We start from the raw sequence: 23,620 nt of genomic DNA, 5'->3' as shown, positions 1-23,620 counted from the left end.
GTCAGGGGGCTGCGCGCGCCAGCCGCGAGGGCAGCCAGATCCGCCGGCCGACGTCCGTGCACAGCGCCGGCACCAGCACCGAGCGCACCAGGAAGGTGTCCAGCAGCACGCCGAAGGCGACCGTGAACCCGATCTGGGCGGCGAACACCAGCGGCAGCACGGTGAGGACGGCGAACGTCGCGGCCAGCACGATGCCGGCCGACGTGATGACCCCGCCGGTGACCGCCAGCCCGCGCAGGATGCCCGCGCGGGTGCCGTGCCGCACGGTCTCCTCCCGCACCCGGGTCATCAGGAAGATGTTGTAGTCGATGCCCAGCGCGACCAGGAACACGAACGCGAACAGCGGGAACCCCGGATCGGCGCCGGCGAAGTGGAACAGGTGGTCGAACACCAGCGCGCTGACCCCGAGCGTGGCGCCGAACGACAGCAGCACGGTGAGGATCAGCAGCACCGGCGCGACCAGCGCCCGCAGCAGCACCGCGAGGACGACGAGGATCACCGCGAGCACGATCGGGATGATCAGGTTCCGGTCGTGGCGGGAGGCCTGCAGCGTGTCGTACTGCACCGCGGCCTGGCCGCCGACCCGCGCGTTCGCGCCGGGGATCGCGTGCACCGCGTCGCGGATCCGCTGCACGGCCTGCTGCGCCGCGGCGGTGTCGAACCGGTCGACCAGCAGCGCGTCGACCAGGATCCGCCCGTCGTGCGGCTGCACCTGCACCTGCTCGGGCAGGCAGCCGTTCGGCGCCGGCGTCCCGGCCGGGAAGCCGCCGCCGGCCGCCAACTGCGCCAACTTGGCGAAGTCCGGGGCGACGCACACCGACCCGGGGTCGGTGGACACGCCCTTCACCCTCGAGACCGCGGTGATCACGTCGTCGACGGCGTCGGCGTCGGTCGCGATCACCGCCGGGGCGCCGGCGCCCTGCGGGAACGACGCGTCGTAGAGCCGCTGCCCGACGACGGCGTCCGGCTCGTCGGTGAAGCTGTCGGTGATCGCCAGCCCGCTCGACGACAGCGTCGGCAGGAAGGCCAGGAAGGCCAGCAGCACCACCGTCGCGCCGATCCACGCCGGCCGTGCGCGCCGGCCGAGTCCCTGGGCGAAGCGCCACCAGACGCCGTGGGTGGCGATGTCGGAGGCGGAGTCGACGTGCGGCGTCCGCGGCCAGAACACCCACCGGCCGAACAGCGCCAGGAAGGCGGGCAGGAAGGTCAGCATCACGACGACGGTGCAGGCGATGCCGATCGCGCAGACCGGGCCGAGGCTGCGGTCGGAGTTCAGCTCGCCGAAGCCCAGGCACAGCAGGCCGAGGATCACCGTCGCGGCCGACGCCCCGATCGCCGGTGCGGCACCGCGCCAGGCCTGCGTCATCGCCGCGACCCGGCTCTCGTGGGTGTGCAGCTCCTCGCGGTAGCGGCTGATCAGCAGCAGCGCGTAGTCGGTACCGGCCCCGATGACCAGGACGAACAGGATGCCCTGGCTCTGCCCGTTGAGGGTGAGCACGTCGTTCTTGGCCAGGAAGTAGATGGCCAGCGACGCCGCGCCCAGGGCCAGCACCGCGCTGAACAGCGGGAAGAACCACAGCACCGGGCTGCGGTAGACGACCAGCAGGATGACCACGACGACGATGCCGGCGACCAGCAGCAGCGTGCTGTCCAGGCCGCCGAACGCGTCGATGAACGCGACCAGCAGGCCGCCGACGCCCGCGCTGTGCACGGCCAGCCCGTCCGGCGCGCCCGCCCGGGCGGCCTTGAGCACCTCCTGCTCCACCGCCACCAGCCGCTCGCCGTTCACCGTCGTCGACCCCGTGCGCCCGATCAGCGGGACGGCGGTGCTCGCCGTCTGCCCGTCGGTGGAGAACTGCGGTCCGGCCACCTGGTCGGCGGCGACCCCGTCGATGCCCTTGAAGTCGGCCAGGTCGGCGCTGATCGCCGCCTCGTCGGCGTCGGTCAGGCCGCCGTCGCGGTGGTAGACGACGAAGCCCGGCACCGTCTCCACGTCGCTGAACCGCCGCGCCTCGTCGCCGACCTCGGTCGACTCCGCGGTGGCCGGCAGGTAGGCGGCGTTGTCGTTCTTCTGCACCTCGCCGAGCCGGCCCTGGTAGGAGCCGCCGAGGGCACCGACCAGGAAGACCAGCAGGCCGACGACGGCGATGCCCAGGGCACCCCGGGTCAGGCCGCGCCGGGCCGGGGGAGGGGGCGCACCGGTGGCGGGCTCGGACTCGGCGACGCGGTCCATGGCGCAGAACCCTAGAGGCGGGAGAGGGTCCCGATCGCCCCCATTTCCGCCAGAGCCGTTCGACCGCGGTCGCGCTCGGCGCCGGAGAGCGCCCGCTCCACCGCCGCCTCGTACCGCTCGCCGAGCGCCGTCCACGCCGCCGCCGACTCCAGCGGCCGGCCGGCCAGGGCCGGCGCCCACGGCCCGAGCGCGTCGGCCGGGGCGGCTACGTCGTGGCCGGCGCGCTGGAGGTAGCGCAGCAGCTCCGACCGGCTGCCCCGGTGCCCGACCTCCGCCGCCCGGCGCAGGGCCGCCTCGGCCAGGCCGGGCGCGGCGTCGTCGTCCCCGCTGAGCCAGGCCAGCTCCACCGCGGCCGCGGCCACCGGCCCGGCCACGAAGATCTCCGCGCGGGCCTCCGGCGTCTCCAGCGCCGGCGCGAGCACGACGGCCGCCTCCGCGTGCGCGCCGCGGCGGGCGAGCAGCCGGGCGAGCAGGCTGCGCGCCTGCAGGCCCATCGCGGCCGGGTCGCCCGGTGCGGCGAGCAGGGCGCGCAGCTCACCGACGGCGTCGTCCCACCGGCCCTCGCTGGCCCGGAGCGCGGCGCGGGTCAGCTTCAGCTTGTACTCACCGGCGAAGAACTCGCACTGCTCGGCCAGCCGGAGCCCCAGGTCGACGTAGCGGTCGGCGTCGGAGAACCGGCCGAACCGGTAGGCGCTGCCCGCCGCGTTCACGCAGGCGCGCAGCCGCAGCTCGAGGTGCGGATCGCCGGAGGCCACCGCGATGGACTCCTCCAGGTCGGCCGCACCGCGCTCGTCGCCGTCCGCGAGCCGGCCGCTGCCCACGTAGAACAGCGCCTGGCACCGGATCTCGTCGCTGCCGGCCTTCTCGGCCAGCTCCAGTGCCTGCTCGGCGTAGCCGAGGCAGACCGCGCCCGGCTCGGCGACGATCCCCAGCGTGCCCAGGTTGCTGTGCGAGCGGGCCAGGCAGGCCAGCGCGGACGCCCGGCGCACGTCGTCGCCGGACTCGGCGAGCAGCCCCACCGCCCGCGTGGCGGCGTCCCGGGCCCGCAGCGGTCCCCGGGCCCAGAACGCCGCTTTGGACAGGACGATCAGCGCGTCGGCGAGCAGGCTGTCGTCGCCGGCGCCCTCGGCGAGCCCGACGGCACGGCCGGCGCTGCCGAACGCCTCCTCGAACCGGTTCAGGTAGTACAGCGACGCGGCGTGGTCGGCGAGCAGCCGGGCCTGCAGAGCCGGGGGACGCCCGCCGGAGACGGGGATGGTCAGCCGCAGCGTCTCGGCGGCCTGCCGGTACGCCCCGGCCCGGACGGCGTCGCCGGCCGCGAGCGGCCCGTACTCCAGCAGCACGTCGGCGCGGCGCCCGGCCGAGGCGTGGTGCACGACCCGGGCCGGGTCGGGGGAGGGCTCGGCGAGCAGCGCGTCGAGCACGGTGCGGTGGGCGGCCACCAGCTCGGCGGGCGTGAGGGTGGACAGCACCGCCGCCCGCGCGATCTCGTGCCGGAACCACACCGCGCCGGCGTCCCCGCCGAGCACACCGGCGCGTTCGGCCTCCACCATCGGGTCGAGCCGCCCCGCGGCCAGCTGCTCGGCGAGCGTGCGCGACACCCGGGAGGGGACGACGGCCAGCCGGGCGACGAGGTCCTGGGCGTCGGCGGACAGCGCGGCCAGCCGGGCCAGGACGGCGTCGCGCACCGTCGCCGGCACCCCGCTGCCGCCGGCGGCCAGCACCTCGGTGACGTAGAAGGCGTTGCCGCGGGTGACCCGGTGCAGCCGCTCGGGGTCCGCCCGGCCGTCGGACAGCGCCGCGACCGCGCGCACCGACAGGGGCCGCACCGGCACCCGCTGCAGCGCCGCCCCCGGCACCGACCCGAGCACCCGGCGCAGCGGGTGGGTGCGGCCCAGCTCGTCCTCGCGGCAGCTGAGCAGCAGGACCAGCGGCAGCTCGTCGACCCGGCGGGCCAGGAAGCGGACGGCGTCGACGGTGGCGTCGTCGGCCCAGTGCACGTCCTCCAGCGCGAGCAGCGTCGGCCGCTCGCCGACCAGGTCGAGCAGGGCGGGGAAGACGGTGTCGGCCGATCCGCCCGCGGCCAGCGCGGCGGCGAGCGCGCCGCCCGGCGCGGCGTGGGCGACGTCGCGGAACGGCCCCAGCGAGCGCGGCGCGAGCAGGTCGTCGCAGCCGCCGCGCAGCACACCGATCCGGTCGCGCACGCGGTCGAGCAGCGCGGCCAGCAGCGCGGTCTTGCCGCTGCCGGCCTCCCCGCCGACCAGGACGACGACGCCCCGGCCGGAGCGCAGCGTGCCGTCGACGACGTCGGTCAGCCGGCGCAGCTCCTCGCCGCGCTCGAGCAGCCGGGTCGTCGGCGGTGCCGGGTCCTGCCGCGCGCCGAGCACCCGCTCTCGGAGCGCGCGGGCCTCCTCGCCGGGTTGGACGCCGAGCTCGGCCGCCAGCACCTGCGCCATGCGGTCGTAGCGGCGCAGCGCCCCGGTGCGGTCGCCGGCGGCGACGGCGGCGCGCAGCAGGGCGAGGTGGGCCTGCTCGTCGGCCGGTTCCAGCTCGAGGACGTCGTCCCACCGCCCGGCCGCGCGCAGGACGGCCAGCCGGTGCCGCCGCACCCGGTCCCGCGGCTCCTGCGTCCACTGCTCGAACTCCTCGCCGGGCAGCAGGTCGCCCGGGCAGAGCGCGGCCGCCGCGGCGCACGCGGCGGGGTCGCCGTCGGTGAGGGCGGCCGCGGCGCTGTGCTCGAACCGCTCGACGTCGACCGCGATCCCGGCGCCGGGGAAGAGGGCGACCGCGTCGTCCCGGAGCACGACCGCGTCCGGCGCGCCGGGGCCGCGGCGGGCGAAGTGCGCCGCCTTGTGCAGCCGCGGCCGGGCCTCGTCCAGCAGCAGACCGGGCCACAGGGCGTCGGCGACCCGCTCGCAGGACAGCCGGTGGCCCGGGGCGAGCGCCAGGACCTTGACCAGCGCGGCGGCGTCGCGCCGTGGGAACGCGGGCACGGGCGCGCCGTCGCGGCGCACCTCGAAGTGCCCGAGCAGCCGGACCTCGATCGCCACGTCGCCGTCCCCAGGGTGCGGGTGCGGGCACGCTACTCCCGGCCCGCCCCGCGCGGCCGGGTCAGCGCGCGGGGACCGCCGGCTCCGGCCGGCCGGCGAGGCGCTGCACCAGCGCGATCGCCGCGTCCATGTCCATCGCCCGCCCCTCGGCGCGCGCCGCCTCGTACTCCTGGGGGTCCAGCGCCGCCTGCGTGCTCGCCACGTAGCCCTGCCCGTCGACCGGGTCCATCCGCAGCGGGTCGTAGCCGACCAGCCGGGACAGCGTCTCGATCGCGCCGAGCAGGACGGCGCCCACCCGCGGGAGCCCTGCGGCGGTGGCCGCGCCGGCGGCGGTGAGCAGGCCGGCCAGCATCGACGTCCGGTCGCCGTCGTCGTGCGCCAGCAGCGTCGTCCGGGCGATCGCCGTGAGCGCCTCCGGGCCGTGCCCGAGCTCGATGTGCACCTTGGCCCGCACCCACTGCGCCGAGCACTCGGCCCAGGTGTGGCCGAACTGGCGGGCCAGCTCCTCGGCGCGGTCGAGGTGTTGCAGCGCGGCGTCGGGGTTGCCGTCGGCGCGGGAGAACTGGCCGAGGGTCATCGCGATCTCCGAGCGCACCCAGTCGATGCCGCAGCGCTCGGCGACGGCCATGCCGCGGGCGACGTCCTGGGCGGTCTCGTTCTCCTTGTCGACGTGCCCGAGCAGCGCCCGGACGAAGCCGCGCAGCACCAGCGCGAGCGCCAGGTTGCCCTCGTCCTCGCCGGGCGAGATCGTGATCAGCTCGTTGGTCCGCTCCCAGATCGAGGGGACGTCGCCGGTGAGGTAGGCCAGCAGCGCGTCGGACAGCAGCGCCTGCGCCCGCACGGGCACCGGCGCGTCCGGCGCGGCGGTCAGCGCCTCGGCCAGCCACTGCCGGCCCTCGGCGACGTAGCCGCGGCGGTACCAGTACCAGCCGAGCGAGCCGGCGATCCGCAGCGCAGTGACACCCTGCCCGGTGGCCAGGGCGTGCGCCATCGCCGCGCGCAGGTTGGGCTGCTCGGCGTCGAGCCGGTGCCACGCCGGGCCGCCGTCGCGACGGCGCAGCTTCCCTTCCAGCCGCTCGGCGAGATCGGCCAGGAAGGCGGCGTGCCGGTCGCGCAGCACCCGGCGCTCGTCGTCGTCCATGAGCTGGTCGGCGTACTGCCGCAGGGTCTCGAGCATGCGGTAACGGGCGCTGCGGTGGTCGACCTCGACGAGGGACTGCCCGGCCAGCGCGCGCAGCAGCTCGAGCGTGCCGCCCTCGCCGTCGGGCCCGGCGACCGCCTCGACCCCGTCGGCGGCGAAGCTGCCGGCGAACACCGACACCGCGCGGAAGACCGCCAGCTGGCGCGGGTCGAGCAGGTCGACGCTCCACTGCACGGTCGCGGCGAGCGTGCGCTGGTGGGGGTGCGCGGTGCGCCAGCCGCCGGCGAGCAGCCCGAACCGGTCGTCGACGCGGGCGGCCACCTCGGGCAGCGGCAGGGTGGTCAGGCAGGCCGCGGCGAGCTCCACGGCCAGCGGCAGCCCGTCGAGCTCGGCGCACACCCCGGCGATGAGGGCCAGCTCCTCGTCGGTGGGCTCGGCCAGGTGCGGCGCGGCGAGCCGGGCGCGGTCGAGGAACAGCCGGACGGCGTCGCTGTTGACGTCGCCGGCCGGCATCGGGCCGCAGGGCAGCACCGCCTCGCCGGGCAGCCCGAGCGGCTGGCGGGAGGTGGCCAGCACGCGCAACTCCGGGCAGCGGGCCAGCAGGGTCGCGGTGACCGCCGCGGCGGCGTCGACCACGTGCTCGCAGTTGTCGAGCACGAGCAGCGTCGGCCGGCCCTGCAGGGCGGGTACCAGCAGGCCGAGCGCGTCGCCGGCGGCGAGGGTCACCCCGAGCGCGGTGGCGATCTCGGTGTCGACCAGCGCGGGGTCGCCCACCCCGGCCAGCTCGACCAGGGCCGGCGTGAACCCCTCCGGGGCGGCGCGGCGGGCGGCCTCCAGGGCCAGCCGGGTCTTGCCGCTCCCGCCGGGACCGACGAGGGTCACCAGGCGCCGGTCGGCCAGGGTCGCGGCGAGGGTGTCGAGCTCGCGGGTGCGGCCGATGAACGTCGTCAGCGGAGCCGGCAGCGGATCGGCGGCGCGCACCGGCGCGACCTCCGGCCGCGGCTCGGGCAGCCGCACCTCGGCCGGGGGGCCGGCCAGCTCGGCGTCCTGCCGCAGGATCCGCTCGTGCAGGGTCTGCAGGTCGCGGCCCGGGTCGACCCCGAGCTCCTCGGCCAGCAGCCGGCGACCCTCGTCGTAGACGGTCAGCGCCTCGGCCTGCCGCCCCGCGCGGTACAGGGCGAGCATCAGCGAGCGGCGCAGCCCCTCGCGCAGCGGCTCGGCCCGGACCAGCGCGCGCAGGTCCTCGACCAGCTCGCCGTGCCGGCCCAGCCGCAGGTCGAGGTCGGCGGCCAGCTCGCGGGCGTCGAGCCGCAGCTGCTCGAGCCGGGCGGCCTCCTCGACGGCGAAGGTCTCGGCGACGTCGGCGTAGGCCGGGCCGCGCCAGAGCTCCAGCGCCTCGCCGACCGCCGTGCGGGCGGCCTCGACCTCGCCGCGCTCGGCGTGCCCGCGGGCGGCGCGCAGCAGCGAGGTGAAGCACAGGGCGTCGACGTCCTCGGGGGTGACCTCCAGCCGGTAGCCGGGGTCGCGGGTGACCAGCACCTCCCACCGGCCGCCGACGGCGTCGGGCTCCAGCTCGCGGCGCAGCTTGGAGATGACCGCCTGCAGGGTGCCGAGCACGGCGGTGGGCGGCTGCCCGTTCCACACGCGGTCGACGAGGACGTCGAGCGGCACGGTGGTGCCGGCGTCGACGAGCAGGGCGGCCAGGACGGCGCGGTGGCGCGGGGTCTGCCGAGGCACGGGGCGGCCGTCGTTCCAGACCTCCACCGGCCCGAGGACGCGGAAGGAGCGGGCGGTCACCCCGGGACTATAGACAGGAACCGTGCCGGAATTGGTGTGACTCCAGCGAGTTTCCCCCGGTCAGCGGGACGGCAAGGCGGGCCCAAGGGTGCGCCAAGCGCGCTCGGACAGCCTGACGCCGTGACCACCGCACCCGAGCGCGCACTGCCCGCGACCCGACCGCCCCTGCTCGATCTCGCGGCCCGGCTCCGCGGTCGGCTGCTGCTGCCCGGCGGCGACCGGTTCACCACGCGCACGGCGGCCCTGCCCCTGCCGCCGCTCGCCGTCGTCGAGGCCGCGACGGCCGAGGACGTCGTCGCCGCCGTCCGCTTCGCCGGCCGCCACGGGCTGGAGCTCGCGGTGCAGGCGACCGGGCTCGGTGCGACTCCCTGCTCGGAGTCGACGCTGCTGGTCGCCACGGCGGGCCTCGACGAGTGCACGGTGCACGAGGAGGGCTGGGCCCGCGTCGGCGCGGGCGTCCGGTGGCAGCGGGTGCTCGACGAGGCGGGCGCGCACGGCCTGGCCGCGCTCGCCGGCTCCTCCCCGGCGGCCGGGGTGGTCGGGCAGACCCTCGGCGGCGGCCTCGGCCCGGTCGCCCGCACCTACGGCCTCGCCTCCGATCGCGTCCGCGCCTTCGAGGTCGTCACCGGCGACGGCGTGCTGCGCCGGGTCACGCCCACCGAGCACCCGGACCTGTTCTGGGGGCTGCGCGGCGGCCGGGGCGCGCTCGGGGTGGTCACCGCCGTCGAGTTCGACCTGCTCGCCGTCGACGAGCTGTACGCGGGGGCCCTGGAGTTCGACGGCGCCGACGCGGCGACCGTGCTGCACCGGTGGGCGAGCTGGTCCGCCGGGCTCCCGCGGCAGGCCACGACGTCGATCGCGCTGCTGCGCTCGGCAGGGGAGCGGGTGGTCGCCGTCCGCTTCGCCTGGGTCGGGGACGCCGACGCCGGCGCGGCCGTCCTGGCCCCGCTGCGCGAGTGCGCCGTCCCGCTGCACGACGGCGTGCGCGTGCGGCCGTACGCCGACATGGGGCAGATCCACCGCGTGTCCGCGCCGCCGGGACCGGTCTCCGAGGCGCAGCTGCTGCTCGACGCGCTGCCCCCGGCGACGATCGAGGTGCTGCTCGCCGTGGCCGGCCCGGCCGCTGCCTCGCCCCAGCTCCTCGTGGAGCTGCGGCAGCTCGGCGGCGCGATCGCCCGGTTCCCGGAGCGGGCGAGCGCCTTCTCCCACCGGGACGGCGCGTTCAGCCTCGTGGCCGTGGGGCCGGCCGACGACGGGGCCGCCGAGCACGCCGCCGGGCTGCTCGCCGCCCTGGCGCCGTGGTCGTCCGGCCGCGGGCTGGCCACCTTCGGGCGGGAGGAGCACCCGGGCGCGCTGGCCCGCGTCTACGACCCGGCCACGCTGCGCCGCCTGGCCGGGCTGGCGGCGCACTACGACCCGCACCGCATCCTCGCCGGGGCGCGGGGACTGCACGGCTAGCGACGCGGGCGGAACCGCTTCCACACCGCGACGCCGGTGGCGCGCACCTTGCCGTCGGCCACGAGCTCCACGGCCGCTGTCATCTCGGCCTCAGCGGCGTCGGTGACCGAGCCGGTCAGCAGCAGCGGCCCGGCCAGCGGGGTCGGGCGCAGGAAGCGGACGTCGAGGCCGGCGGTGACCCAGGGCAGCGGCCGGCCGTCGTCCCCGACCCAGCCGCGCCGGTCGGCCTCGGTGAACACCGCGGCCGCGCTGTGGCAGTCCAGCACCGTGCTGATGATCCCGCCGTTGACGGTGCCGAACCCGTTGCCGTGCTCCGGCCACGGCACGAACGTCGCGGTGACCAGGTCGCCCTCGGCGTAGCTCTTCAGCCGAAGCCCGGCCTCGTTCGCGGGGCCGCAGCCGAAGCAGGTGAAGCTCGGGAAGAAGCGGTCCTGGACGCTCTGCTCGGTCGGTGCCACGCACCCAGGCTGCCAGGAGGGCTTTCCCTGACGGGTCCGGGCCGACATGCTCCTCCCGCCTCGACGAGGAGGGCGGTGCGGTGGCGCGACGCGGCGAGTTCTACCGGTGGGAGGGCCCGCGGGACCTGGTGACCGCGGCCGATCGGCGCTTCCGGTTGCCGGTCTACTACCACGACGACGAGTTCATGGCATCGCTGCACACGGCCTCGTACGACGCCGTCGCCGCCGCGCTGCCGTGCGACCAGCTCCGCCCGGCGCGGTGGATCGACGGGCGGGCGCTGCTGTCGCTGGGGGTGTTCCGCTACCGGGAGACCACCTGCGTGGGCGCCGACGGCGGTACGGAGGTGCTGACCCCGTACGCCGAGGTCTCGGTGGCCGTCGTCGTCACCGTCGGCCCGGCGCGGCGGGTGCTGCCGATCCTCAGCCCGCGGCTGCGGGTGTTCGTGCTCCACCTCCCGGTCACCACCCTCGAGGCCCGGGACGTCGGCGCGCTGTGGGGCTTCCCGAAGTTCGTGGCCGATCTCGACTTCGAGGAGGAGCCCGACCGGCGGCGGGTGGTCCTGTCCGAGGACGGGCAGGAGATCCTCGACCTGATCCTGCGGCCGAGCGGCCCGGCGCTGGCCGACCGCCACCCGCACGTCGTCCACACCGTCAAGGACGGCGTCCTGCTGGAGACCACCGTGCCCATGTCGGGCTACCGGCAGATCCGGCTCGGACCCGCCTCGGGCACGCTCCGGCTGGGCGAGCACCCGGTGGGCCGACAGCTCCGCGGCTGGGAGATCAGCCCGGCACCGCTCGCCGTCTTCAACTACCTCACCCACCGCACGATCCTGCCGGAGGGACGGCCGATCGGGCCGGGACGGCAGTACCGCGGGTACGTCGGCTCCGACCGGCCGCGGGGGCGCTACACGGTCCGCTACCCCGACACCCCGCCGATCGACCAGTACGCCGCCGATTCCGCGACCGGTGCCGTAGGTCCCTCCCCGGCGGCTCGTTAGAGGACGACGCTCCTGGGACGTGGCGGCACCCGGGGCGGCTCTCGCGGCGGACGAGGTGCAGGCCGGCACGCGGGTGCTGCTGAGCACCTTCGTCGGCCTCACGCTGCTCGCCGTCCTCGCGCTGCTGGTGTTCAGCGGGCGCGCCGACGAGGCGTTCGCCTGGACCATCCGGGTCGAGATCACGGCGGCGTTCCTCGGTGCCGCGTTCGCCGCCGGCTGCGTGCTGTCGCTGCTCTCCCTGCGCCAGCGGCGGTGGACGCGCATCCGCGTGCCGGTCGCGACGGTCGCGGTCTTCACGGTGATCACCAGCACGGCCACGCTCGTCCACCACCACCGGCTGCACCTGGCCGACGGCGGTGCGCTGGCCCGGTCGGCCGCGTGGGTGTGGCTGACGGTCTACCTCGTCGTCCCGATCGCCTGCGTCCTCGTGCTCGCGCGGCAGGAGAGCGGCCGGGACCGGCAGCAGGAGGTGCGGCGGCCGCTGCCGGGCTGGCTGCGCGCCCTGCTCGCCGTCCAGGGGGTCGTCCTGGCCACCGCCGGGATCGTGCTGTTCCTGGGGTGCCTCGACGTCCACCACGAGGCGAGGGCGATCACCCGCTTCTGGCCGTGGGACCTGACCCCGCTCAGCGGCCAGGTGGTCGGCGCCTGGCTCATCGCGTTCGGGGTGGCCGCCGGCCTGTCGATCCGGGAGCGCGACCTCGCCCGGCTGCGGATCCCGGCGATCGCCTACACGGTGTTCGGCGTCCTGGAGCTGCTGGTGCTGCTCCGCTCCCGGGCGTCGGTCAGGGCCGACGACCCGTGGCTGTGGGTCTACGTGGCGGTGCTGGTCGCCGCCGTCGGGACCGGCGGGTACGGATGGTGGGCCGCCTCAGGAACGGGGCGCCCAGCCGAGCGCCGGGCCGAGCCCGGTGGCGATGTCGGTGAGGATCTGGACGTAGTCCTCGGCCGCGAAGCTGAACGGTAGGGCGAAGGCGACCTCGGTGACCTCCCGGAACGCGGCGTGGGCGTACAGCTGCTCGGCGATCTCGTCGGAGCTGCCGATCAGGTCGCGGGCGAACAGCAGCCTGCCCGGGCCCTGCGGGGTCGACGTCCGGGGCGTGCGGGCCTCGACGTAGGCCCGGTACTTGGCGCGCTGCTCGGCCGTGGCGCTGTCGGTCGGGATCACGACGAGCCCCTGCGACACGCGGCCGCCGGGTTGCGCCTCGCGGAAAGCCCGGATCAGCCCGTGCTGGATCGCGGCGAAGTCGGTGGAGTCCTCGGCCCTGACCACGCTGCTGGTCAGGAAGTTCATCCCGTTCTCACCGGCCCAGCGGGCCGACGAGACGCTGCCGCCGCCGTACCACATGCGGGAGGCCAGGCCGGGCGACTGCGGCTGCACCCGGTCCGACCACTCCTCGACCACGCCCTCCTTGCCGGCGTAGGAGGCCGCCCGCTCGCCGCGGACGAACCGCATCAGCCGGGCCACCCGCTCGTAGGAGAAGTCCTCGACGTCGGCGGTGTCGGGGTACAGCGCCGTCCGCACGTCGTCCCAGTGCATCGGCGGGCCGACGCTCACACCGGGGTTGAGCCGCCCGCCGGACAGGACGTCGACCGTGGCGAGGTCCTCGGCCAGCCGCAGCGGGTTCTCCCAGCCCAGCGGGATGACGGCGGTGCCCAGCTCGATCCGGCGGGTGCGCTGGGTGGCCGCGGCCAGGACGGCGACCGGCGAGGAGATGCCGTACTGCAGGTGCCGGTGGCGCACCCACGCGCTGTCGAAGCCCAGCTGCTCGCCGAGCTCGATCACCTGCAGCGTCGTCTCGTGGCCGGGCGCCGGGTCGTCGCCGTCGAACAGGCCGATGGTCAGGAAGCCCAGCTTCTCCAGCGGGACCGAGGGTTCGGGCACGCCGTCGTCAGCTGCGGACCGACGTCGATGTATTCCTGGTCGCGGCGCCCCCTCCTCCCGGGCATCCAGCTCCCTTCCCCGGAGGAGGTCCTCCCCGTGAGCTCCCGTCTGTCCCGTGCTCTCCTCGTCGCCGGCGTCGCGGGGGGCCTGGTCGCCGTCCCGGCCGTCGCGGCCTGGGCGGACCCGCCCGGCATCGACCCGCCCAGCTGTGCGCACACGCTGGCCCGGGTGCACCAGTGGCCCGGCACGATCGCCACGTCGCACGGCACGGTGACCCTGGTCTCCGACGCCTACGACAGCTACCTCGCGCGCCAGCCCGAGTGCGCCCCGGGCATGTGAGTCAGCCGCCCCGCCGTCCCCGGGGGAGCCAGACGCGCAGCACCGTGCGGCCCGGCCGGCTCTCGATCGTGATCTCGCCGTGGTGGCGCTCGACCACCTGACGGGCGACGTCCAGCCCGAGACCCACCCCCTCACCCACCGGCTTGGTCGTGAAGAAGGGGTCGAACGCGTGCCGCTGCACGTCCTCGGTCATGCCGGGGCCGGTGTCGGCGATCTCGACGAGCACGTTCCCGTGGGGATCGGGCCGGGCGGAGACCTGCAGGGCGCCGTGCCCGGCCATCGCGTCGAGGGCGTTGCCGACGAGGTTGGTCCACACCTGGTTCAGCTCGCCGGCGGCGGCCTCGATCCGCGGCAGCTCGGGCGAGTAGTCCCGGACGACGTCCACGCCGGCCGGGATCCGCGCGGCCAGCACCGCGAGCGTGCTGTCCAGCCCTTCGCGGACATCGGTCCACTGGACGGAGGCCCGGTCCATCTGCGAGTAGGACTTCACCACCGCCACCAGGTCGGAGATGTGGCGCGTGGACGTCTTCACCTCGTCCAGCACGGCCACCGTCGACAGCGTGCCGGCCACCCACTCCACGGCCGGTCCCAGTGCCCGGGGGCCGAGCAGGGCCGCCACGCGCTCGCACCAGGCGACGTCCGCGCCCGCCGCGGCGAGCGGCGGTGCGACCTCCCAGGCGCCGGCGACGCCCTGGCGGGAGAGCCAGTCGGCCAGTTCGTCCTCGCGGTCGGCCACCTCCAGCGCGCTCTCCGGGGCTGCGGCGAGCTCCTGGCGCAGCGAGTCGATGCGGAGGAAGCCCGCGGCGTCGATCCCTTCCTCGGCCAGCCGCCGGAGTGCGCCGAGCGTGGCCTCGTGCGCCTCGGCGAGGACGTCCACTGCCCGGGTCGCCGCGGCGGCCGGGTTGTTGATCTCGTGCGCCAGGCCGGCGGCCAGGGTGCCCAGGGCGACCAGCGACTCCTTCTGCCGCGTCGTCGACTCGAAGCCGCGCGCGGTCCGGAACAGCCCCTCGATGAGGTGGACGCCGAGCGGGAACGACGCCGTCGCCCACGTGCGCAGCTCGGGCGCGGGAACCCGGAAGAACCGCCCGGCCGTCGTCGCCCGCGCCGTCGCCAGGTACACGCCGTGCTCGTCCCACGCGCGGAACCCGCCGGCCCACCGGCCGGGCACGTCGAGCGCACCCAGTCGGGTCTCCTCCCGCCCGACGTGGCGCACGAGGTCGAGGCTGCCCTCCAGCAGGACCCACCAGTACTCGGCCGGTTGCCCCTCCCGGAACGGCTCGTCGCCGGGGCGGAACGGCACCACGTCGCCGAGGCCGGCCAGCTGGTCCAGCCGCTCGCTCTCGGTGCCGGCGAACAGCCCCAGCGGGCGCAGTTCGTCGACGGCGATCACGGCGCCAGCCTGGCCGCACCGCGCGGACGGTGTCTACAACCCGCTCAGCGTGCGCGACGTCACTGCCTCCTTCAGCGGCGAGCCGGTGCGCCGCCCTACGCTTGCGGTATGCCTCACTTCGACGTCGTCGTCCTCGGTGCCGGACCCGGTGGGTACGTGGCCGCCATCCGTGCCGCTCAGCTCGGCAAGAGCGTGGCCGTCGTCGAGAGCAAGTACTGGGGCGGGGTCTGCCTGAACGTCGGCTGCATCCCGTCGAAGGCGCTGCTGCGCAACGCCGAGCTGGCCCACCTGGTGCGCGACGAGGCCAAGACCTTCGGCATCAGCGGCGACGTCTCCTTCGACTACGGCGTGGCGTTCGACCGCAGCCGCACGGTCGCCGACGGCCGGGTCAAGGGCGTCCACTTCCTGATGAAGAAGAACAAGATCCAGGAGTTCGACGGCTGGGGCGAGTTCACCGACCCGCACACGCTGCGCGTCGCGCTCAACGGGGGCGGCGAGGAGACCGTCACCTTCGACCACGTGATCATCGCGACCGGCACGAACACCCGGCTGCTGCCCGGGACCTCGCTGTCCGAGCGCGTGGTGACCTACGAGGAGCAGATCACCACCCGCGACCTGCCGGGCAGCGTGATCATCGCCGGCGCCGGTGCGATCGGCGTCGAGTTCGCCTTCGTGCTCCACAACTACGGCGTCAAGGTCACCATCGTCGAGTTCCTCGACCGGATGCTGCCGCTGGAGGACGAGGCGGTCTCCAAGGAGCTCGCCAAGGCCTACCGCAAGCTCGGTGTGGAGGTCCTCACGTCGACCAAGGTCGAGAAGATCGACGACTCCGGGGACTCCGTCGTCGTCACGGTCTCCGACGCCAAGGGCAGCCGCGAGCTGACGGCGGACAAGGTCATCCAGGCGATCGGCTTCGCGCCGCGCGTCGAGGGCTACGGCCTGGACAAGCTCGGCGTGCAGCTCACCGACCGCGGTGCCATCGCGATCGACGACTACATGCGCACCAACGTGCCGCACGTGTTCGCGATCGGTGACGTGACGGCGAAGCTGATGCTCGCCCACGTGGCCGAGGCGCAGGGCGTCGTGGCCGCCGAGGCCATCGCCGGCGCCGAGACGATGACCCTCGAGTACCCGATGATGCCACGGGCGACGTTCTGCTCGCCGCAGGTGGCCAGCTTCGGCTACACCGAGGCGCAGGCCCGCGAGCTGGCCGACGAGAAGGGCTGGAAGGTCAAGGTCGTCCAGTTCCCGTTCACGGCCAACGGCAAGGCCCAGGGGCTGGGGGAGCCCGGCGGCTTCGTCAAGCTCGTCGCCGACGAGACCTACGGCGAGCTGCTCGGCGGCCACCTCGTCGGCCCCGAGGTCACCGAGCTGCTGCCCGAGCTGACCCTCGCGCAGAAGTGGGACCTCACCGCGCTGGAGCTGGCCCGCAACGTGCACGCGCACCCGACGCTGTCCGAGGCGCTGCAGGAGGCGTTCCACGGCCTTGCCGGCCACATGATCAACCTGTAGCCGCCGTCCCGGCTCATCGGCCCCCGTCTCCGCGCGAGACGGGGGCCGGTCGGCGTCTGCGGCCGTTCGCCCTCGCGGTGTGGTCGCGACCCTCGCCGCACGACGCGAGGGTGACGGCAACACCGCGAGGGTCAGCCTCCTCGGCCGCCCGCACCTGCGGGTTGGCTGTGAGTCCGGGTAGCTGAGTGGACAACTGCCTCTCGGCCCTGCATGATTGATCACGTAGGGGAGTACCCCTCCGCGGAGCGTCGTCAATACGGCCTGGTCATCCAGGCCCGGCGCGACCGGTCCGGCAGACCGCCGGGCGGGGGAGACCTGCCGACCGTTGCGTTGGAGGTCTCTGTCATGACTACCGCTATTGCCGCCACGACGTCCGCCGTCGCCACCGACGGCGCCGCCGAGGGTTGGGTCACCCCGACGTGGGACCAGGTCGTCCGGGAGCACTCGGCGCGGGTCTACCGGCTCGCCTACCGCCTGTCCGGCAACGCCCAGGACGCCGAGGACCTGACCCAGGAGACGTTCATCCGGGTCTTCCGGTCGCTGGCCAACTTCGCGCCGGGCACGTTCGAGGGCTGGCTGCACCGGATCACCACGAACCTGTTCCTGGACATGGTCCGGCGCCGGCAGCGGATCCGGTTCGACGCGCTGCCCGAGGACACCGAGCGGCTGCCCGGCACCGCCCCCAGCCCCGAGCAGGTGTACGCCGACACCCACCTCGACCCGCAGATCCAGGCGGCACTCGACGCGCTGTCGCCGGAGTTCCGCGTCGCCGTGGTGCTGTGCGACATCGAGGGCCTGACCTACGAGGAGATCGCGGCGACCCTCGGCATCAAGCTCGGCACGGTCCGCTCGCGGATCCACCGGGGCCGCGTGCAGCTGCGCGAGGCGCTGGCCCACCTCGACCCGCGGCTGCGGCCGACCACGGAAGAGTCGGTCGCCTGAGCCGGGGCAGGATGACCGGCATGGACGTCGAGTCCGGCCTCGTGCCCGACCAGCAACCCGATCTCGACCAGTTCGTGCTGGCCCGCATCGCCGAGGACAAGCGGATCGCCGCCGACGCCGCCGCCGACAGCGGGCGCGAGCAGTGGGAGCCCGAGGACGACGGTGCGCCGCTCGCCGCCGAGCACGTCGCCCGGCACGACCCCGCTCGGGTGCTCGCCGAGTGCGCCGCGAAGCGGCGGCTGGTGCTGGCCTGCCGCGACTCCCGTCCCGACCTGCACTTCCTCGGCGCCCGGCCGAACGGCATGGCCGACTTCCCGCTCACGCCCACCGACCAGCACCAGCTCGCCGCGCTCACCCTCGCCCTGCTCGCGCTGCCCTACGCCGAGCACCACGACTACCGCCCGGAGTGGCGCCCCTGAGATCAGCGGTGCAGCAGCTCCCCGAAGCGCGCGCAGCTCTCGTCGATCGCGGCCTGGGCGGCCGGTGAGATCGGCCCCATGTCGAAGAAGCCGTGGATCATCCCGTCGTAGCGCTGCTGCTGCACCGGCACGCCGGCGGCGCGCAGCGCCTCGGCGTAGGCCTCGCCCTCGTCGCGCAGCGGGTCGAACTCGGCGGTGACCACGAGCGCGGGCGCGAGACCGGAGAGGTCGGCCGCGCGCAGCGGTGACAGCCGCGGGTCGGCGGGGTCGTCGAAGCCGCCGGCGTAGTGGCCGTAGAACCAGTCCATGGTCGGCTGCTCGAGGAAGTAGCCCTTGGCGTTCTCCACCCGCGACGGGTACTCACCGGCCGAGTCGACGGCGGGGTAGATGAGGAACTGCGCGGTCACCGGCGTGCCGTCGGCGTGCAGCTGCTGGGCGACGACGGCGGCCAGGTTGCCGCCGGCGCTGTCCCCGGCCACCGCCAGCCGGTCGTCGCCGCCGAGCTCGCCCAGGTGCGCGGCCGCCCAGCGGGCCGCGGCGACGGCGTCGTCGACCGCCGCCGGGAACGGGTGCTCCGGCGCCAGCCGGTAGTCGACCGAGACGACGACGGCGCGGCCGTGCCGGGCCACCGACCGGGCCTGGTTGTCGTGGGTCTCGAGGTCGCCGATCACCCAGCCACCGCCGTGGAAGAAGACGACGGTCGGGAACGGACCCTCGCCCTCCGGCCGGTACACCCGCGCGCGCAGCTCGCCGTCGGCACCCGGGACGGTGCGGTCCTCGACTGCACCGACCGGCACGACCTGCTCGGGCGTCCGGGCATCCGCGGTGAGCGCGAGGAACGCGGCGCGGCCCTCCTCGGGGCTGCCCTCGTACATCGGCGGCAGGCCGGAGGAGTCGAGCAGGGCGAGGACGGCGGCGATCTGCGGGTCGACCGGCACGGAAGTTCTCCTGACGTCGGGGAGGGGGCTTGACCTGTGAATTGAATCACCCTTCAATTCGTGGCATGGCTCGCACCGCGGGCGCCACGGCGGCCGGCACCACCGAGCGGCTGCTGCGCGCCGCCGCCGACGTCTTCGCCGCTCGCGGCTACGACGCCGCGCGGGTGTCCGACATCGCCGAGGCGGCGGGCCTGTCCAACGGCGCGATGTACGCCTACTTCGGCTCCAAGGCCGAGCTGCTCGTCGGCGCGGTGCGCGCGCACGGCCGGCGGCTGCTGTCGCACCTGGTCGCCGCCGAGCCCGACCGGTCGATCACCGAGCTGCTGCAGGTCAGCGGCCGCCGGCTGCGCCGTCGCCGGGACGCCGACGGCTGGCTGGTCATCGAGGCCCTGGTGGCCGCCCGCCGCGACGCCGACGTCGCCGACGCGATGCGCGGCTACGTCGCCGAGCGCATCGAGTGGCTGGCCGACCTCGTCCGGCAGGCCCAGGCCTCCGGCGAGCTCGACCCGGCGCTCCCGCCGTCCGCCGTCGCGCACTTCTGCCTGTCCCTCGCCGTCGGCACCGCCCTGGTCGGACCCGACCTCGACGACGTCGACGAGGGGGAGTGGGCCGCCTTCCTGGCCCGCCTCGTGCCCGCCCTCGCCCCACCTCTCGGAGCCGCCCGATGAAACTGCTGATCGATCACGACCGCTGCCAGGGCCACGGCCGCTGCTACGACCTGGCGCCGGACCTGTTCGGCGAGGACGAGGACGGCTACGGCCAGGTCCTCGGCGACGGGCGGGTGCCGCCCGGACGGGAAGAGGACGCCCGCCTGGCCGAGGCCAACTGCCCCGAGGCCGCCGTCGAGCTGGTCGAGGAGGACTGACATGACCGTCGAGGACCGCTCCGTCGACGACTTCCACCCCGTCCCGCAGGATCCGTCGCTGGGCACCCGGGTCGACCCGGTGATCGGGCCGGTGTCGGACTGGACGACGGACTTCTCCCACCTGGAGCCCGAGTACGCCCAGCACGCGCCGGAGGTGTGGGACGACCTGCGCTCGCGCTGCCCGATCGCGCACACCGACCGCTTCGGCGGCGGGTGGCTGCCCACCCGGTACGAGGACGTCGCGGCGATCGCCTACGACACCGACGCGTTCTCCTCGCGGGCGATCATCATGAGCAACTTCCGCCCGCCGGTGGACATCGCGCCGATCGGAGGGGCGCCGCCGATCTCGTCGGACCCGCCGTTCCACCACGACGCCCGCAAGCTGCTGCTGCCGGCGTTCACGAAGACCGCCGTCAGCAAGCTGGAGCCGGCGACCCGGGAGTTCTGCGAGTCGCTGCTCGACGGGTTCGCCGGGCGCGACGTCGTCGACGCCGCCGCCGAGTACTCCCAGCACATCCCGATGCGGGTGATCGCGCACATGCTCGGCTTCCCGCAGGAGGACGGCGAGCAGTTCGCCCGCTTCGTCGAGAACACCCTCGAGGGGGTCAACCTGCCGCCCGAGGAGCGCATCGAGCGGATGGGGGAGCTGTTCGAGTACATCTTCGCGCGCATCCGCGAGCACATCGCGGAGCCGCGGGACGACCTCACGTCCTACCTGCTCGACGTGGAGCTCTACGGCAGCAAGCTCGACCCCTCGCACGTGGCGGGCACGATCGTCCTGCTGCTCATCGCCGGCATCGACACCACCTGGAGCGCGATCGGGGCGTCGCTGTGGCACCTGGCCGGGCACCCGGAGGACCGCCGCCGGCTGGTCGCCGAGCCGGAGCTGATGCCGTTCGCGCTGGAGGAGTTCCTGCGCGCCTACGCGCCGGTGACCATGGCGCGGCTGGTCAAGCAGGACATGAGCTGGCACGGCGTGGACATGAAGGCCGAGGACTGGGTGCTGCTGCCCTTCCCGGCCGCCAACCGCGACCCGGAGCAGTTCGAGCGGGCCGACGAGGTCGTGCTCGACCGCAAGGTCAACCGGCACGCCGCGTTCGGGCTGGGGATCCACCGCTGCGTGGGGTCGCACCTGGCCCGCATGGAGCTGCGCGTGGCGCTGGAGGTGTGGCTCTCGCGGTTCCCCGAGTTCTCGCTCGCCGACCCGGACGCGGTCAAGTGGTCGAGCGGCCAGATCCGTGGCCCGCGCACGCTCCCCGTCCGCCTCGGCTGAGGTCCTGCGCTTTATCGCGATAAAGCACGCGTGCTTTATCGCGACAAAGCGCAGGTGATCACCCGCTGCCGTACGGGCGGGTGATGATCTCGAGCATGTGCTCGTTCGGGTCCTTCCAGTAGACGCCGCGGCCCCCGTCGTTGGTGTTGATCTCGCCGGGGTGCTGCTCGAACGGATCGGCCCAGTAGCTCAGCCCGCGCGCCCGGATCCGGCCGAAGATCTCGTCGAACTCCTCCTCGGAGACCAGGAACGCGTAGTGCCGGGGCTTGACCTCCGGGTCGTCGATGAAGTCCAGCGAGACCTCGTTGTCCAGCTCGACGACGGCGAACGGGCCGAAGTCCACGGACGGCTTGAGCCCGAGCAGCTCGGTCAGGAACGCCGCGGAGGCGTGCCGGTCGTGGGCGGCGACGATGGTGTGGTTGAGCTGGACGGCCATGGTGGGCTCCCTCTGTGACGTGGAGGCAGCGAAGCACGCAGGTGGACGGCGCGGGAGTCCCTCGCTCCCTCTGGCACGACACGCTGCCCGCGGGCGACCTCGAGACCCGGCGTCCGCCGCTGAGCGGCCCGGCCGAGGCCGACGTCGCGATCGTGGGCGGCGGCTTCACCGGGCTCTGGACCGCCTACCACCTGGTGCGCCGCGACCCTGGGCTGCGGATCGTCGTCCTGGAGCGGGAGTTCGCCGGCTTCGGCGCCTCCGGGCGCAACGGCGGCTGGGTGTCGGGCCTGCTGCCTGTCTCGTGGGACACCGTGGCCGCCCGGTCGTCGCGGGACGCCGCGATGGCGTGGCAGCGCGCCGCCGACGCCACGGTCGACGAGGTGCTCCGGACGGCGGCGGACGAGGGCATCGACGCCGACGCGGACACGGCCGGCTACCTGCGGCTGGCCACCACCGAGCCGCAGGCCGCGCGGCTGCGCGCCGAGGTGGCCGAGGCCCGGGAGTGGGGCTACGACGACCTCGGGTGGCTCTCCCGCGCCGAGGCCCGGCGGCTGGTCGCCGCCGACGGCCTCCGCGGCGCCACGTTCACCCCCCACTGCGCGGCGGTGCACCCGGCGAAGCTGGTCCGCGGGCTGGCGCGGGCGGTCGAGCGGCGCGGCGTCGTCGTCCACGAGGGGACGACGGTCACCGCGATCGAGCCGCACCTCGTACGGACGACGGCCGGCGACGTGCGCGCCCGCATCGTCGTCCGCGCGCTGGAGGGCTACACCCGGACGCTGGCCGGCGAACGGCGGGCGCTCCTGCCGGTCTACTCGCTGATGCTGGCCACCGAGCCGCTGCCCGCCGACTTCTGGGCCGAGGTCGGCTGGCAGCAACGGGTCACGCTCAACGACGCCCGCCGGCTGATCGTCTACGCGCAGCGCACCCGAGACGGGCGGATCGCCTTCGGCGGTCGCGGCGCGCCGTACCGTCTCGGATCGCGGCTGACGACGGCGTCCGAGCACGCCCGCGGGGTGCACGACGCGCTGCGGCGCAGCCTGGTGGAGCTGTTCCCGGCCGCGGCCGGTGCCCGGATCACCCACCGGTGGGGCGGCGCGCTGGGCGTGCCCCGCGACTGGTGGCCGTCGGTCCGGTACGACCCGGCGACCGGGCTGGCCTCGGCGGGCGGCTACAGCGGCGACGGCGTGGCGATGACGAACCTGGCCGGGCGCACCCTCGCCGACCTGATCACCGGCGCGGACACCGAGCTCACCCGGCTGCCGTGGGTCGGCCACCGCTCGCCGCCCTTCGAGCCCGAGCCGCTGCGCTGGCTCGGGGTGAACGCCGGCTTCCGGCTGGCGGCCGCGATCGACCGCCGGGAGCGGCGCACCGGCCGCGAACCGGCGCTGCTCGACCGGGTGATGACCCGCCTGACCGGCCACTGACCGGGCACACTGCGCAGGTGAGCATCTCCCGGATCGGCCTGGTCGTGCACATGGGCAAGGAGGTGGCCCGGGACGCGGCCGCCCGCGTCCGCGCGTGGGCCGCCGCCCGCGACCTGCCCATCACCGACGTCGACGTGTGGGGCGAGGGCACCCGGCACACGGCGGGTGAGGAGGCGGAGCTCGCCGGCGAGCCCGACCTCATCGTCACCGTCGGCGGCGACGGCACCTACCTGCGCGGCGCCCGCGTCGCCGCGGCGGCCGGCGCGATGGTCCTCGGCATCGACGTCGGCCGGGTCGGCTTCCTCACCGAGGTCTCCGTGGACCGGCTCGAGGAGGCGCTGGACGCGGTCATGGCCGGCGACGTCGTCCTGGACAAGCGGATGACGCTGACCATGCGCGCGTCCCGCCCGCTGGAGATCCCGCACGGCATCGACGAACTGCTGCGCTACGGCCGCGGGCACGCGCTGCCGCCACCCACCCCGCGCCGGGACGCCGAGGCCTACGGCTGGGGCGTGCCGCTGGACGTGTGGGCGCTCAACGACATCGTGTTCGAGAAGCTCGCCCGCGACCGGCAGGCCAGCATCGCCGTCTACGTCGACAGCCGGCTGTTCGCCTCCTACTCGGCCGACGCGCTCATCGTCTCCACCGCCACCGGCTCCACCGCCTACAGCTTCGCGGCCGGGGGACCGGTGCTCTCCCCGGACATGGACGCGCTGGTGTTCACCCCGGTCGCGCCGCACATGGTGTTCAACCGCAGCCTCGTGCTCTCCAGCCGGCACCGGATCGGCATGCGGGTGCTGGCCCGGTCCGGGCAGGTCGCGGTGAGCATCGACGGGCAGCTGTCGGGGGTCCTGGACCCGGGGGACTGGCTCAACGTCTACGGCGCCCGGCAGCGCGCCAAGCTGGTCCGCCTGGACGACCCGCACTTCCTCGACCGCGTGCGCGACCGGTTCGGGCTGGCCGACTCCCGCGCCGCCGTCGCCGACGGGCAGGCGCCGGACGTCTACGACCCGGGGATCCCGATCCCGTACGACCTGGCCCACCCCGGCCCGATGGACGACTGAG

At 75.1% G+C, this 23,620-nt stretch carries 20 protein-coding genes; 12 read left to right on the top strand and 8 right to left on the bottom strand.

Going from position 1 to position 23,620, the window contains the following annotated elements; all coding sequences use genetic code 11:
• Window position 1: 1 nt before the first annotated feature.
• From GGQ55_RS23215 to GGQ55_RS23205, 3 genes are all read right to left on the bottom strand, one after another.
• Window positions 2–2,233 carry an MMPL family transporter gene (locus tag GGQ55_RS23215; RefSeq protein WP_179720844.1) on the bottom strand — a complete coding sequence of 744 codons (2,232 nt, stop codon included), beginning with the start codon at window positions 2,231–2,233 and terminating at the stop codon, window positions 2–4.
• 11 nt (window positions 2,234–2,244) lie between these two features.
• Window positions 2,245–5,283, bottom strand: a complete 3,039-nt coding sequence (locus GGQ55_RS23210) for an ATP-binding protein (protein WP_179720842.1) — start codon at window positions 5,281–5,283, stop codon at window positions 2,245–2,247.
• A gap of 61 nt (window positions 5,284–5,344) precedes the next feature.
• Window positions 5,345–8,221, bottom strand: a complete 2,877-nt coding sequence (locus tag GGQ55_RS23205; protein ID WP_179720840.1) for an AfsR/SARP family transcriptional regulator — start codon at window positions 8,219–8,221, stop codon at window positions 5,345–5,347.
• A 120-nt stretch (window positions 8,222–8,341) separates the two neighbouring features.
• Between GGQ55_RS23205 and GGQ55_RS23200 the strand changes: the two genes are divergently transcribed.
• Window positions 8,342–9,679 (top strand): FAD-binding oxidoreductase, encoded by a 1,338-nt coding sequence (locus tag GGQ55_RS23200; protein ID WP_179720838.1) that lies wholly within the window; start codon window positions 8,342–8,344, stop codon window positions 9,677–9,679.
• Here GGQ55_RS23200 and GGQ55_RS23195 read toward each other — a convergent pair.
• Entirely contained in the window at window positions 9,676–10,137 is a 462-nt protein-coding gene (locus GGQ55_RS23195) for a PaaI family thioesterase (protein ID WP_218859403.1), read from the bottom strand. The two genes, GGQ55_RS23200 and GGQ55_RS23195, sit on opposite strands and share 4 nt — an antisense overlap.
• An 80-nt stretch (window positions 10,138–10,217) precedes the next feature.
• On the opposite strand from GGQ55_RS23195, the gene GGQ55_RS23190 reads away from it, so the two are divergent.
• On the top strand, window positions 10,218–11,135 hold the full coding sequence (locus GGQ55_RS23190) for an acetoacetate decarboxylase family protein (RefSeq protein WP_179720834.1): 918 nt from the start codon (window positions 10,218–10,220) through the stop codon (window positions 11,133–11,135).
• Window positions 11,136–11,154: 19 nt separating this feature from the next.
• Complete coding sequence (locus GGQ55_RS23185; protein WP_179720832.1) at window positions 11,155–12,099, top strand: hypothetical protein; 945 nt, start codon at window positions 11,155–11,157, stop codon at window positions 12,097–12,099.
• On the opposite strand, the gene GGQ55_RS23180 is transcribed toward GGQ55_RS23185, so the two are convergent.
• On the bottom strand, window positions 12,004–13,017 hold the full coding sequence (locus tag GGQ55_RS23180; protein WP_179720830.1) for an LLM class flavin-dependent oxidoreductase: 1,014 nt from the start codon (window positions 13,015–13,017) through the stop codon (window positions 12,004–12,006). The genes GGQ55_RS23185 and GGQ55_RS23180 overlap by 96 nt on opposite strands.
• A gap of 96 nt (window positions 13,018–13,113) precedes the next feature.
• Here GGQ55_RS23180 and GGQ55_RS23175 point away from each other — a divergent pair, with 96 nt between their 5' ends.
• Window positions 13,114–13,356 carry a hypothetical protein gene (locus GGQ55_RS23175; RefSeq protein WP_179720828.1) on the top strand — a complete coding sequence of 81 codons (243 nt, stop codon included), beginning with the start codon at window positions 13,114–13,116 and terminating at the stop codon, window positions 13,354–13,356.
• A gap of 1 nt (window position 13,357) precedes the next feature.
• Here the strand turns inward: GGQ55_RS23175 and GGQ55_RS23170 are convergent, their stop codons facing one another.
• Window positions 13,358–14,746: a sensor histidine kinase gene (locus GGQ55_RS23170; RefSeq protein ID WP_366490073.1), complete on the bottom strand. Its 1,389-nt coding sequence runs from the start codon at window positions 14,744–14,746 to the stop codon at window positions 13,358–13,360.
• Between the two features lie 108 nt (window positions 14,747–14,854).
• On the opposite strand from GGQ55_RS23170, the gene lpdA reads away from it, so the two are divergent.
• The 3 genes from lpdA to GGQ55_RS23155 all read left to right on the top strand — a co-directional run bounded on the left by lpdA (window position 14,855) and on the right by GGQ55_RS23155 (window position 17,619).
• Window positions 14,855–16,258 carry a dihydrolipoyl dehydrogenase gene (gene lpdA / locus GGQ55_RS23165; RefSeq protein WP_179720827.1) on the top strand — a complete coding sequence of 468 codons (1,404 nt, stop codon included), beginning with the start codon at window positions 14,855–14,857 and terminating at the stop codon, window positions 16,256–16,258.
• Between the two features lie 345 nt (window positions 16,259–16,603).
• Window positions 16,604–17,200 (top strand): RNA polymerase sigma factor SigE, encoded by a 597-nt coding sequence (gene sigE, locus GGQ55_RS23160; protein WP_179720825.1) that lies wholly within the window; start codon window positions 16,604–16,606, stop codon window positions 17,198–17,200.
• 20 nt (window positions 17,201–17,220) lie between these two features.
• Complete coding sequence (locus GGQ55_RS23155; RefSeq protein WP_179720823.1) at window positions 17,221–17,619, top strand: DUF6221 family protein; 399 nt, start codon at window positions 17,221–17,223, stop codon at window positions 17,617–17,619.
• A 2-nt stretch (window positions 17,620–17,621) separates the two neighbouring features.
• On the opposite strand, the gene lipP1 is transcribed toward GGQ55_RS23155, so the two are convergent.
• Entirely contained in the window at window positions 17,622–18,557 is a 936-nt protein-coding gene (gene lipP1 / locus GGQ55_RS23150; protein ID WP_179720821.1) for a LipP1 family hormone-sensitive lipase, read from the bottom strand.
• Window positions 18,558–18,622: 65 nt separating this feature from the next.
• Here lipP1 and GGQ55_RS23145 point away from each other — a divergent pair, with 65 nt between their 5' ends.
• Genes GGQ55_RS23145 through GGQ55_RS23135 form a run of 3 tightly spaced genes read left to right on the top strand, consistent with a single transcriptional unit; the run spans window position 18,623 to window position 20,695 of the window.
• Entirely contained in the window at window positions 18,623–19,225 is a 603-nt protein-coding gene (locus GGQ55_RS23145) for a TetR family transcriptional regulator (RefSeq protein ID WP_179720819.1), read from the top strand.
• Entirely contained in the window at window positions 19,222–19,422 is a 201-nt protein-coding gene (locus GGQ55_RS23140) for a ferredoxin (protein ID WP_179720817.1), read from the top strand. Before GGQ55_RS23145 ends, GGQ55_RS23140 begins: the two co-directional genes overlap by 4 nt.
• Before the next feature lies 1 nt (window position 19,423).
• On the top strand, window positions 19,424–20,695 hold the full coding sequence (locus GGQ55_RS23135; protein ID WP_179720815.1) for a cytochrome P450: 1,272 nt from the start codon (window positions 19,424–19,426) through the stop codon (window positions 20,693–20,695).
• Window positions 20,696–20,753: 58 nt separating this feature from the next.
• Here the strand turns inward: GGQ55_RS23135 and GGQ55_RS23130 are convergent, their stop codons facing one another.
• Window positions 20,754–21,131 carry a VOC family protein gene (locus tag GGQ55_RS23130; RefSeq protein ID WP_179720813.1) on the bottom strand — a complete coding sequence of 126 codons (378 nt, stop codon included), beginning with the start codon at window positions 21,129–21,131 and terminating at the stop codon, window positions 20,754–20,756.
• 41 nt (window positions 21,132–21,172) lie between these two features.
• On the opposite strand from GGQ55_RS23130, the gene GGQ55_RS23125 reads away from it, so the two are divergent.
• Both GGQ55_RS23125 and GGQ55_RS23120 read left to right on the top strand, forming a co-directional pair.
• Window positions 21,173–22,555: an NAD(P)/FAD-dependent oxidoreductase gene (locus tag GGQ55_RS23125; protein WP_179720811.1), complete on the top strand. Its 1,383-nt coding sequence runs from the start codon at window positions 21,173–21,175 to the stop codon at window positions 22,553–22,555.
• Window positions 22,556–22,572: 17 nt separating this feature from the next.
• Window positions 22,573–23,619 (top strand): NAD(+)/NADH kinase, encoded by a 1,047-nt coding sequence (locus tag GGQ55_RS23120; RefSeq protein WP_179720809.1) that lies wholly within the window; start codon window positions 22,573–22,575, stop codon window positions 23,617–23,619.
• Window position 23,620: the final 1 nt, after the last annotated feature.

This window comes from Petropleomorpha daqingensis, assembly GCF_013408985.1.
GTDB classification, from domain to species: Bacteria; Actinomycetota; Actinomycetes; order Mycobacteriales; family Geodermatophilaceae; genus Petropleomorpha; species Petropleomorpha daqingensis.
The sequence above is the reverse complement of the archived record's forward strand: the minus strand, read 5'-3'. Positions and strand labels throughout refer to the sequence as shown.